The organism is Lysinibacillus sp. CD3-6, from assembly GCF_006351725.2.
Lineage (GTDB): Bacteria > Bacillota > Bacilli > Bacillales_A > Planococcaceae > Lysinibacillus.
Genome location: NZ_CP085880.1, coordinates 2,450,726 through 2,462,950, shown reverse-complemented (window position 1 = coordinate 2,462,950; position 12,225 = coordinate 2,450,726). Strand labels below are relative to the sequence as shown.

The 12,225-nt window shown below is 36.6% G+C and carries 11 protein-coding genes; 7 read left to right on the top strand and 4 right to left on the bottom strand.

The genetic code is table 11. The annotated features are described in order from the left end of the window. Positions 1-191 precede the first annotated feature (191 nt). From FH508_RS11900 to recQ, 3 genes are all read left to right on the top strand, one after another. A complete protein-coding gene (locus tag FH508_RS11900) occupies positions 192-785 on the top strand; it encodes a DUF6241 domain-containing protein (protein ID WP_172771531.1) in 594 nt (197 codons plus the stop codon). Between the two features lie 216 nt (positions 786-1,001). Next, the gene (locus FH508_RS11895; protein ID WP_172771530.1) at positions 1,002-2,105 is read left to right on the top strand and encodes a TcaA NTF2-like domain-containing protein; all 1,104 of its coding nucleotides are present in this window, start codon (positions 1,002-1,004) and stop codon (positions 2,103-2,105) included. A gap of 8 nt (positions 2,106-2,113) precedes the next feature. After that, positions 2,114-3,892 carry a DNA helicase RecQ gene (recQ, locus tag FH508_RS11890; RefSeq protein WP_172771529.1) on the top strand — a complete coding sequence of 593 codons (1,779 nt, stop codon included), beginning with the start codon at positions 2,114-2,116 and terminating at the stop codon, positions 3,890-3,892. Positions 3,893-3,966: 74 nt separating this feature from the next. Here recQ and msrA read toward each other — a convergent pair whose 3' ends face one another. After that, positions 3,967-4,488, bottom strand: coding sequence for a peptide-methionine (S)-S-oxide reductase MsrA (msrA, locus tag FH508_RS11885; RefSeq protein ID WP_172771944.1), 522 nt, complete (start codon positions 4,486-4,488; stop codon positions 3,967-3,969). A 172-nt stretch (positions 4,489-4,660) separates the two neighbouring features. Between msrA and FH508_RS11880 the strand changes: the two genes are divergently transcribed. Beyond that, on the top strand, positions 4,661-5,611 hold the full coding sequence (locus FH508_RS11880; protein WP_172771528.1) for an LCP family protein: 951 nt from the start codon (positions 4,661-4,663) through the stop codon (positions 5,609-5,611). Between the two features lie 73 nt (positions 5,612-5,684). Beyond that, positions 5,685-6,884: an AI-2E family transporter gene (locus tag FH508_RS11875; protein ID WP_172771527.1), complete on the top strand. Its 1,200-nt coding sequence runs from the start codon at positions 5,685-5,687 to the stop codon at positions 6,882-6,884. Positions 6,885-6,981: 97 nt separating this feature from the next. Here the strand turns inward: FH508_RS11875 and FH508_RS11870 are convergent, their stop codons facing one another. Then, the gene (locus FH508_RS11870) at positions 6,982-8,145 is read right to left on the bottom strand and encodes an aminotransferase class I/II-fold pyridoxal phosphate-dependent enzyme (RefSeq protein ID WP_172771526.1); all 1,164 of its coding nucleotides are present in this window, start codon (positions 8,143-8,145) and stop codon (positions 6,982-6,984) included. 245 nt (positions 8,146-8,390) lie between these two features. Here FH508_RS11870 and FH508_RS11865 point away from each other — a divergent pair, with 245 nt between their 5' ends. Then, the gene (locus FH508_RS11865) at positions 8,391-9,203 is read left to right on the top strand and encodes a hypothetical protein (protein WP_172771525.1); all 813 of its coding nucleotides are present in this window, start codon (positions 8,391-8,393) and stop codon (positions 9,201-9,203) included. 47 nt (positions 9,204-9,250) lie between these two features. On the opposite strand, the gene FH508_RS11860 is transcribed toward FH508_RS11865, so the two are convergent. Beyond that, positions 9,251-10,045 carry an enoyl-CoA hydratase/isomerase family protein gene (locus tag FH508_RS11860; RefSeq protein ID WP_172771524.1) on the bottom strand — a complete coding sequence of 265 codons (795 nt, stop codon included), beginning with the start codon at positions 10,043-10,045 and terminating at the stop codon, positions 9,251-9,253. Positions 10,046-10,401: 356 nt separating this feature from the next. Between FH508_RS11860 and FH508_RS11855 the strand changes: the two genes are divergently transcribed. Then, positions 10,402-11,277 (top strand): tyrosine-type recombinase/integrase, encoded by an 876-nt coding sequence (locus FH508_RS11855; RefSeq protein ID WP_172771523.1) that lies wholly within the window; start codon positions 10,402-10,404, stop codon positions 11,275-11,277. 44 nt (positions 11,278-11,321) lie between these two features. Here the strand turns inward: FH508_RS11855 and FH508_RS11850 are convergent, their stop codons facing one another. Next, positions 11,322-12,176 (bottom strand): transglutaminase family protein, encoded by an 855-nt coding sequence (locus FH508_RS11850; RefSeq protein ID WP_172771522.1) that lies wholly within the window; start codon positions 12,174-12,176, stop codon positions 11,322-11,324. Positions 12,177-12,225 lie beyond the last annotated feature (49 nt).

The following is a 12,225-nucleotide window of genomic DNA, read 5'->3' as shown; positions in this document are numbered from 1 at the left end:
AATGTAAAAATGCTATAAATAAAGTCAATAATTATACTTTTAAAGGTAATTTTATGAAAAATTAGGTTCGCATATATTACAAAGAACAGGATTCTATCGTTTAGCCAAATGACTTGTTTGATGTTGAATTCTAGGAAACGATGTGATATTTTTTGGGTAAATTATTAATTAATAAAGAAAGGTGGCAAAAAATGAAGTTGAGTCATGTTTTAGTTGTAGTTGTTTTAACGGCGTTTCTGAGTATATATGGTACTTTTTTGATAATAAAAAAGTACTATGCAAACGAAGAATCTGAAAGTGACAGAAGTCAACTCGAAAACAGTCAATCAATTTCAAAAGTAGATGAAGTGGAAGCGTTTGTATCGACAGTGGATATATACTTCGGTTGGGAAAATCCAACTTATTCCAAGATGATTGATGAATGGAAATCTGGAGATGAACCCTTTGTCGATAACCTAGTGCAAGAAGTTATTCAACAAATGTCACATCAAAAGATAATTGCAGATGAGAAAGAATCATCGATTATGATTACTCCCGAACGAATAAGTACATTGTTGCAAATGGTAGAGGAAAATAAAGATAGTTTCGATTATAGCGAAAAATATGTAGAGATATTAAAGCGTTGGAAACAAGATGATTTTTCAACGGTAGATCAAGACCATAACGAGATGTGGTTTATTCAAGGAACAAAACAAGGTGGTATAGCCACAGGTATTGCGTCAAAAGAACAAGAGCAAGACTACATATTCCGAGTTTTTGGTATTCCAAAAGAAAAACAGAATTAAATTCTGTTTTTCTTTTTTTATGTAGTATACGGAGAATGAATGAAAAAATCAGTTCGTTTTTACTATTAATAAATAATAGGTTTTTCCTTTTTTTGATAAAAGCGTTTCTTCTAAAGAAAATAAATAAATAATAATATTATGTAAACTTGAAACGAATGACATCCTTGTTTATGATAGAATAGGAAAGAAGATGAGAAAGAAAGTACTGGTGAATGTATGCGAAACAAAATGCTAATTGTTGGAGCGGCAACCTTCCTATTAACAGGCTGTGGTGATCAGTCCGTTGCAGAAATGTTTAACAAGGAAAAGGCTGAAGTGAAATCGGAAAAGCCTGTGGAGAAGCAGGAGGAAAAGCTTGTTCCAGAGGTAAAGGTTGTAGGAGAGAACGGTATTGGTGCAGGCATTATCGTGAAAAAAGAGCCAAAGATGCTCTATATTGTAACGAATGGAGCACTCGTATCCTCAAAGCCAACAGCACTTGTGCAATTTAGTAACGATAAGCTTGTAGAAGCTGAAGTACGTTATATGTCGACAGCCTATAATATAGCCGTGCTACAAGTGAAGTATAACGCTACGGTCAACGTTCCAACCGTTTATAATGGAAATTTGGATAACCTAGCCGTGTATGTCGATGGCTTGCCACACACAATCAAAAAATATAATGACAAGGTAGCTGCGTATTATATAGATGGAGAGGAAGCATTACCACCTGGTAGCCCTGTAATGGAGGCAGAGAAAGGTCAAATCGTGGGCATTTATTTTAATCGACAGCAACAAGGTGTTTCACAACCATACATATTGCCATTGCAAGATATAGTACAGTTACTTGATGAATGGATTACAGACGGCATGAAGGCAAAAGATCGTTTGTCTCAATCAAAAAATCTATTTAAGTATAGTGAAAACGGAGACAAAGAAGCAGTGCAACAAGCTATCGAAAAATATGGTAAGGATGTTTTTGCGTATAATGAGGACGAGGTAAAAATATTTATTGACACCTTCCATGAGCATCTAAAAGCAGCTGTTGCGATTAATGATGCAAGCGTAATGAAGACTGTTACAGGAGCAGAGGATTTACAGAGTACGCTTGATGACATGGTTGCCTATTATGCGTCTAAGCAAGCAAAAATTCATTTTTCTAATACGACTATTAAACGTATAGAGAAAGTTGGACAAAATATTGTTGTGCGTGCAAAAACAGAATATGTGCTGACTAATTCAGCGGGCCAGGAGGCACTGGCCAATTCCATCATGACATATGAAATTTTTAAAAATGCTCAAGGCGAGTATAAGTTAATTCGTCTAACAGCAGAGGAGTGAGAAATAATATGGAGCAAGCAAGACAAATGCTACAGCACCACTTTGGGTACGATTCGTTTCGCAACGGACAAGCCCAAATTATAGAGCAAACGTTAAGTGGACAGTCGAGCCTATGTGTCATGCCAACAGGTGGAGGAAAATCAATTTGTTATCAAATCCCTGCACTAATGCTAGATGGCTTAACGATTGTTATCTCACCGTTAATATCACTCATGCAGGATCAGGTAGAATCATTGCGAGCAGCCAATATACCTGCAGCCTATATTAATAGTACGCTATCGTCTCAAGAAGTAGATGAAACAATGCAGCTAGCGAGTGCAGGCTATTTAAAGCTTCTGTATATTGCCCCTGAAAGATTAGAAAGTGCATCCTTTTTACAGGCGTTATCACAATTATACGTTCCATTGTTAGCGGTCGATGAGGCGCACTGTATCTCACAATGGGGACATGATTTTAGACCAAGTTATCGTGCGATTCAAAAATTGTTTACACTATGGCCACAAAAACCAACTGTTCTCGCATTAACGGCTACTGCGACACCTGCCGTTTGCGAGGATATTCGTCAATTATTAACGATTGATGAAGAGGCAACACTTATTACTGGCTTTGAACGTGAAAACTTAGCTTTTACAGTATTAATCGGTGAAAATAAAGAACGATATATAAAAAATTATATTGAAAAAAATAAAAGCGAAGTAGGTATTATTTACGCCGCGACACGTAAATCAGTCGACGGTTTGTATGAAGTTCTCGCACGTGCAGGTGTGTCGGTAGCCAAATATCATGCAGGGCTATCAGAGGATATGCGCGTGTCTGAGCAGGAACGTTTTTTAAAGGATGAGGCTCGTATTATGATTGCGACGAATGCGTTCGGTATGGGTATAGATAAAAGTAATGTGCGCTTCGTTATCCATTATCAAATGCCGCGCAATATGGAGAGCTACTATCAAGAAGCGGGCCGTGCAGGACGAGATGGACTGCCAAGTGCTTGTATATTGCTTTATGCTTCAGGAGATGTGCAAACACAACGATTTTTAATTGAGCAAACACGTGATGAAACACGTATTGCACAGGAATTAGAGAAATTACAAACAATGGTTGATTATTGTCATACAGAAGGTTGCCTTCAAAATGCAATCTTAACGTATTTTGGCGAAGAAGCCGACGAACCGTGTAATCGATGCAGTAATTGTAATGATAGCCGTGAAGTAAAGGATGTCACAGTAGACGCGCAAAAGGTTTTAGCTTGTGTCGTACGGATGGGGCAAAAATTCGGTAAAACGATGGTAGCACAAGTATTAATTGGCTCTAAAAACCAAAAGGTTCTTGAATTTGGGTTTTCCAAACTATCAACATACGGTATTTTAAAAGGTCAATCTTCAAAAGAGGTATCAAATTTTATAGAATTTTTAATTGCGGAAGGATTACTAGCAGTGAAGCACGGAACATTCCCAACGATTTATGTTTCAGAGGAAGGAAAGTCCGTACTGTTAGGCAGTCGAATAGTTATGCGAAAAGAAGCGATTACTGTTCGAGTACTTGCAGAAAATGATCCGCTATTTGAACACTTACGATTATTACGTAAAGAGATTGCGGATGAAGAAAAGGTGCCACCATTTGTTGTGTTCTCTGATAAAACATTGCGTGAGCTATGTGATAAAAAGCCTTTAGAACTCGAAGGACTTAGACAAATAGGTGGTATCGGTGAAGTGAAATTTGAGAAATATGGTAAGCGTTTCTTTGAGGCAATGCAGTCATTTTCCCTTACTTCTAAAATAAACGATTAAATGTAAAAATCCATTGTGTGAAAAACACAATGGATTTTTTGTTGTAAAGGAAAACTATACCGTTACATAGACGCTTATTTCTTCCAATGGTCAGCAATAAATTCATCTCGCCCTGATATTGCGCGATCTTGCTTATAATGCTCCGATTCCTTTTGATAATAATCTTGATGGTAATCTTCTGCTGGATAAAAGTGTTGAGCATCACGAATAATGGTTACAATAGGTTTATCGAAGCGCCCACTGTTTGCAAGTTTTTCTTTCGATGCCTCAGCAATTCTTTTTTGTTCTTCAGAATAAGTAAAAATTGCTGTGGAGTAGGATTCACCTCTGTCGTGAAATTGACCATAGGCATCTGTTGGATCAATTTGCATCCAATAAATATCTAGTAATTGTTCATAGCTAAATATCGAAGAATCAAATTCGATTTCTACTACTTCTAAATGACCAGAGTCGCCCTTTTTAACATCTTCATATGTTGGATTTTCTAAATGGCCACCCATATAGCCAGATGTGACTTTATGTATACCGTCCCACTCAACAAATGGCTTTACCATACACCAAAAACAGCCACCTGCAAATGTCGCTTTTTCAATCATGTTCATCATCCTTTCTTTCGTGAAAATATTATAGCATTATTTTACTCATAACTGGCAAATAGGGTGTAAAATAACGAATAGAGAGATGTGGATGAAGTTAGAAAGAAAAATGAAACTTTCCTTACTAGCAATCGTTACATTAACTATAAAAAAATAGAGGAGTTATATTGATATGGAAGAGCAAGAGTATACAAGACGCTCGCAACGACCGAAAAAACGTCGATTGCGTAAAGGGAGAGCATTGTTTACGTTCTTATTACTCTGTGTCATTGTAATTGCAGGATATAGCATTATGCAATATCGCAGTGGTTTACAATTAGCAACTGACACAAAGGTAGCACAAGAAGATTTTAATGGAGATCAAATAAATGGTGATATTGAAAACTATTTATTACTAGGAATTGATACACGTGGTGAAGAAAAATCACGAACAGATACAATGATGGTATTATCTTGGAATAAGAAAAACAATGATATCAAGCTTGTTTCATTTATGCGAGATATTTATGCAGACATTCCTGGTTACCAATCCTATAAACTAAATACCGCATACTATTTAGGTGGCGTTCAACTGTTAAAAGATACATTAAGTAATATGTTTGGATTACCAATTCATCATTATGCACTTGTAGATTTTAAAAATTTTGAATCACTTGTTGATATTTTAGCACCGAATGGTGTGGAAATAGATGTAGAAAAAGATATGTCTGAAAAAATTGGCGTTACGCTTACTAAAGGTACACATAACCTTAATGGTCAAGAATTATTAGGCTATGCGCGGTTCCGTCATGATGCGGAAGGTGACTTTGGTCGTGTAGCACGCCAGCAAAAAGTAATTGAAGCATTAAAAAATGAAATAGTAGCACCCCAAAATGTATTGAACTTACCAAAATTCGTCGGTGCAGCCCAAGGCTATGTGACTACGGATTATTCGTCTGCAGGTGAAATACAACAAGTTTTAAAAATGGTGTCTAAAGGGAAAATATCAATAGAGAAAGCGACAGTACCAATTGAAGGCAGCTATGATTTCCAAAACTTTAGCCATGCAGGGTCAGCAATTGTTATTGATGAACAGAAAAATAAAGAGTTTTTAAGTAAATTTTTAGGGATTTCCTTAGAGTGATGTTTCGCAAAAGCCAACATTATCCTGTAAAATATAGGTGACCGTTGGTGAGCATTTGGATTGGGGTGTGAATATGAAAGAACAAAGACCAAGGGAGCATTCAAACTTTTTTTCGACGAAGTTTATCCGCTTTTTAGGTGGTAAAAATTTATTATTTACGTTGATTATTTTATTATTACTCGCATGTGTGATTTTTATGTTTGGAAAAGTTTCCTTCATATTTACCCCGCTACAAGTATTATTCGAAGTAGTTATTTTACCAGGGGTGCTTGCCGTAATAGGATATTATTTATTACGACCATTATTAGGAATACTTGAAAAATGGCGTATCCCAAGAGCATGGGGCATCTTAATTTTATATATCGGTGTCATTGGCGTCATTACGTTACTCGTCGTGCTCGTTTATCCTTTTTTACGGGATCAATTTACGAATTTAGCACAAGAATTCCCTGTGTATTTTATGGCACTAACTCAAAATATTGTAGAATACTTGAATAACTCACGCGTAAATGAGTATTTAGCCAATATGGATTTTAACTATGAAAAAGTTGTGATGAATTTCACGACAGATATTATCGAAACAGTAAAAGATACTGCGGCAAATTTAGCCCAAGGTGTTGCTACTGGTATAACAGGATTTCTATCAACATTAACGGGCATTATATTGTCGCTCGTTACAGTACCGTTTATTTTATTTTATTTACTGAAAGATGGAGAAAAACTACCGAGATTTGTCATGAAAATTTGCCCTCCGCGCATGCGCGACGGTTTACATGATGTTTTACACGATATGGACAAGCAAATTAGTTCTTACATACAAGGGCAAATTTTAGTTTCAATGTGTATCGGTGCAATGGTGACAATTGGCTTCTTAATTATCGGCATGAAATATGCTTTGCTACTTGGCTTCCTAGCGATGATTACTAGTGTCGTTCCATACTTAGGACCAGTAATCGCTATTACACCAGCAGCCATTATCGCGCTTGTAAATTCGCCATTTATGCTTGTAAAACTAGCCATCGTTTGGACAGTTGTGCAGTTGATTGAAGGGAAGTTTATTTCTCCTCAAATAATGGGGAAATCATTGAGTATCCACCCAGTATCCATCATTTTCGTATTACTAACAGCAGGTTCGCTATTTGGTGTACCAGGTGTTATTTTAGGGATTCCAGGCTATGCGATTTTTAAAGTTTTAGTAACTCATTTATTTAAGTTATTTAAGAGACGATACAATCGCTATGAGGATGAAGAAGTCCAAAAATATGATGTGTAACAAAACACAGCTACTGCGTGGATGCGGTAGCTGTGTTTTTAGTAAAAAAAGCATGTGAAAGTGGAGAATCCCGTATCACATGCTTTTTGAATTAATATTAAATTGAAACGTTTTTCAAACGATCTACTGCTTCTTGCAATACATCCTTTGGCTGCACAAGTGCTAGGCGCAAATAACCTTGTCCTGCTGTTCCAAAAACTGTTCCTGGTACTGTCACAACACCGATTTGCTCGATTAGCTTAAATGCCAATTCAGTACAGTCAATATCGTACGGATATTTTGCCCAAACGAACATACCACCATCTGAAGGGGCTGCATCCCAACCTAAGTCATGTAAGCCGTTCATTAATGTTTTATGACGCGCTGAGAAAGTGGCACGCAAGTTTGCAGTAATTTCTTCTGCATTATCTAGTGCAACAACTGCAGCATCTTGAATTGGTTCAAAAATACCGAAGTCTAAATTTGATTTTAGTTGCTTTAATATAGCAATCATTTCGGCATTACCAGCAATATAGGCAATGCGTGTTCCAGCTAAGCTGAAGCTTTTTGAAAGCGAATTAATTTCCATCCCTACTTCTTTTGCGCCTGGTGTTGCTAAAAAGCTAATTGGACCTTCACCAGTAAAATAAAACTCTGAGTATGCTGCATCATGTAGCACAATTACGTTATATTTTTTAGCAAAAGCAATGACCTTTTCGAAATAAGCAAGAGAAGGCATCGCAGGTACTGGATTCCCTGGGAGATTTAAAATAAGTAGTTTTGCTTTTTGGGCAATCTCTTCTGGCACTGCATCTAAATCTGGTAAATAATTGTTTTCGGCTGTTTGAGGCATATAGTAAGGTGTTGCACCTGCTAGATGAATGCCCGCATCATAAGCTACGTACGCTGGGTTTGTTGACAGTACGATGTCTCCTGGATCACAAAATGCGATAGGCAAATGGACTAATCCTTCTTGAGAGCCTATTGTTTGAATAATTTCACTTGCAGGATCCAAATCAACATTACTACGGCGTTTATAGTAACGGCTCACTGCATCGTAAAAACGTTGTGTGCCACTTAACGTATAGCCATATGATTCTTCTAAGCTAGCTCGATACGATAAATGCTCGCGAATTTTCGCATGTGGTGGAAGGTCTGGGCTACCTAAGCTTAAATCAATCAAAGACATTCCTTTTTCTTGTTGTTGCTTTGCAAAGCTCTTTAAATCTCCAAAAATTGCTGGTGTAAATAAAGACATTTTTTTTGATGGTACGATTTTCAAAACTAGTACACTCCTTATAGTTCTATAACAGAATAGTAGTTCACATTTTAACATACTAAAGCACAGAAAGGGAAAGTTATTCTGAAAAAAGAATATATTCTATTAATGGAGAAGATGCTTGCGTAGGCTAGCGTAAATATTTAAGCTAATATGAGAAAAACTTGTGTACATGATAGTATCTTGTTTATATTAGCAAATAAAAGTGTTAATTCTGCTATTATGAAACGAGGAAGGTGGTTGTATTGATGAAGGTTTGTTCGTTAAGTGGACCGAGTGGAACAGGGAAAAGTACTAGTGCTCTAGTTTTTGCACATAAAATCGGTGTAGAAGCGATCATCGATGATGGTTTACTTATCGTCAATGGTGTAAAAGTAGCGGGCATATCCGCAAAATTTGAAAAAAATACGATAACAGCTGTACGACGTGCAATTTTCACAGAGGAAACTCATCGTGAGGAAGTTATAAAAGCACTCGATACATACAATGTACAATCTATTTTACTCATTGGCACGTCAGATAAAATGACGAAAAATATTGCTGCGCGTTTACAGCTAGGACCTATCGAAACGTATTATTATGTTGAAGATATTCGCTCGCAAAAAGAAATTCAAAAAGCGAAATTTATTCGCCAGACACAAGGTAAGCATGTTATGCCGATACCGTATCGCCAAGTCGAGCAAAATTTCTTTAAACGACTTATTCAAAAAGGGAAAGAGATTTTCACTCCAAAGCGTGAAAAAATCGGTGAAACAACAATCGTTCGACCTGATTTCCAACAAGAATATATTGAAATTGAAAAACAGGTATATGTACAGTTACTTACGTATTGCTGTAATGAGCAAGATATCGTGCAGAAGGTTGAGCATATCCAATTTAGTCTTGGAGAACAGGCTAAGGCAACTATATCATTGCAATTAAAAATGCCGATTGATTATTTATTACCAAGACGACTCTATCTATTGCAAGAAGAAGTACAACGTTCGTTCCTTCAACATTTTGGCTATGAACTAGATGTCATTAATCTTTACGTTCATCCCGCGATGCATAAACGAAAATAAAATACAGGTACTCCATACGCAAAAAGGCGAGAAGAGTACCTGTATTTTTATTTAGACGGGCGAGTAAATTGTGGTTGACGTTTTTCGACAAAGGCGCGACAGCCTTCTGTAAAATCGCTGCCTACAAATGGTGTAGAGCCTTGCCAAAGTGCTGGTACACTATCGATACATTCTTGTACAGATTGTTTTACAGCTAGTAATGATTCTGGTGACATACCAGCAACAAGCTTACCCATTCGAATCATATATTTATTTAAGTCCTTTTCAGCAACTAAGTAGTTGAGCATGCCAAGTTTAAATGCTTCCTCAGCTTTAAACATACGACCAGTAAATACTAAATCCTTCGTTGTAGAAGGGCCGACAAGTTGGACAAGGCGTTGAGCGAATTTATTGTTTAGTGTGATGCCTAATTTACCTACTGGAATGCCTAATTTCGCTTTTTCAGAGCCGATTCGAATATCACAAGCTAAAGCCAGCTCTAAGCCAGCGCCCATCGCAGGACCATTAATAACACCAATAGTAGGAATTGGTAAACGTTCTATCGTTGAAATCGTTTTTTCCATATGTAAAAATGCTTCCTCAGCTTTTTCAAGTGAAATGGCGTTAAATTCTTTAATATCAGAGCCAGCAGTAAAGTTTTCACCAGAACCACGTAAAATTAGCACTTTATTTTTCGGATTATCTAACACTTTTAGGGCAATGTTAGCTAATTGTTCCCACATATTTGCTGTTAACGCATTTTTCGCCTGCGGTCTGTGAATTGTGATAATCGCAAGCCCTGCCGTTTCCTGATAAATAATTTTGGCATCCTCAGCCTCAAGACGAGTCGTTCTTACTTGCATAATTGAAAAGCCCCCTACATTAAGATAATGCTTATATTATATAACACAAAGAAGGGGAAACACTAAATAATACGAATTTTCATGTATTTTTAGCCTGTTATACAAAATTACAAGCATATTCAAGTGATTGTACTACAACAGAAGATTACTATTGTAAAAAATTAAAACATATGAGAAACTACTATAGGAACATTTGTTTCTTTTTAACTAAGAGACATTTCCAATCGAGAAGCGGTCATCTATTCCTTTGTTACAGATTATCCGACACTATAGTTTGTAAAAAAACTTTACTACACGCCCTCTATATATTATAAAATAAAACTATCTTACGCCCAATCTAATAAGGAGGGAGAAAAATGGTAAAATTAAAGGAGGCATGGCAAAGCTATTTATTGCTTTTAGATTCTTTAAAGAAAAGTGCAGCTACTAAAAAGCAATACAATATAGATGGACAGCAATTTTTAGCATTTGCAAGTGAGCAAAATATTGAAAATGTAGACAGCCAATTCAAAGTATTAATATTTATATATAGTAATTATTTAAAGGAGCACTATCCAAATGTAAATACATTCAATCATAAAATCGCTTCACTTCGTAGTTTTGTAGACTTTATTTTTTTGCGAGAATGGGTAGAACCATTCGAATATGAAAGTATTTTACAGCCTAAAAAGAGAGGTAAAGACACATTAAAGTTGCTTACGAAAGAGCAATTAATGAGCATTGTAGATGTATGGCCAACATATTTTCAATATGCGAAAACACAAGAGCATGCTTGGCTTGCACGAAGAAATGGTTGTATTGTGCAAATGTTTATCGAAACAGGTTGTAAGCCAGCAGAACTTGTTCGGATGAAATGGACACATCTCTCCACGGATAATTTACATATGTCTATTGCCAATCGAAATGGAAAAAGAGAAATGAAGCTTTCAAATGTGTTAATGGAAATGTTGCTGCAGTATAAAGGGGCAACTGAGGAATTGCATGAGAAGAAAGTGGGCGAATGGCTTTGGGTTAGTGAGGCTAGTCAAACAAAACCGATTACAACGAAAACAATAGAGCGGATATTTCAAACGATATCTAAAGATATTGGCACGAATGTACGAGCGACGGATGTCCGTTATACTGTACTCCAAAAGGCTTTACAAAGTGAAAAAACAATTGAAACGATTCAACAAAACATGGGCTATGTTCGAAAATGGGTGCTAACCGAGCGTGGAGAAAGATTTAAATAAATGTGCAGTAAAAGATGTTTTCACATGATTTACTGCACGCTCTATTAAAAATGTGTTAAAGCTTTTACATTTACTTTGACCGTCAAATTATGCTTGCCACCTGAATAGACACCTTCGACGGGACTAATATCTGTGTAGTCTCGACCAATGCATAAAATAATGTGATTTTCTAATACTTCCACATTATTTGTAGGGTCTAAGCCAATCCACCCGATGCCAGGTATCATTACTTCAACCCAGGCATGTGTTGCGATATCACCAATTAAAGCTGAATTTTCATCAACATATAAATAGCCACTTACATAACGAGCAGGGATTCCTTTAGCACGTAAAATCGCTAACATGACATGGGTAAAGTCCTGACAAACACCTCGTTTTAAATCAAATGCCTGACTTGCAGTCGTCGTGACATTGGTCGCTGTTGGATCATATTCAAATGTCGAATATAAATATTGCATTAAATTAAGTGAAAATAATACTGGATTTTCTGCATGACCAATAGCATGAAAAACTTCTTCTATTTGTGCATCCGTCATGTAGGTAAAGCTTGTCGACTTTAAATAGGGCAAATAATGTTCGTAAAATAGTTGAGAATGGAAAATCATCTGCATTTCAGGTGAATATTGAATCCGATGAATAAAAGGGGCTCGTTGAATACTGACGATAGAGTAAGTTTCTATTTCTAGCTCTTGATGTTGCTCAGGAATATAAAATGTACCGACTGTATTGCCCCAAATATCCGCATGCTCACGCGTCAACGAGGAAGGTGAAATAGCAATTCGATAGGACAGCAAACGCTGACGCTCATCACTCCGAGGCTTTAGGCGGATAGTATTTAGGCTTTGATCGACTTCAGATTCATATTGAAAAATATTTGTATGTTGAATTTCAAATTTCATTGTATCCGCTTCCTTTTGATTACTGACTTGCGTGTTGAAAAGGAGCTGT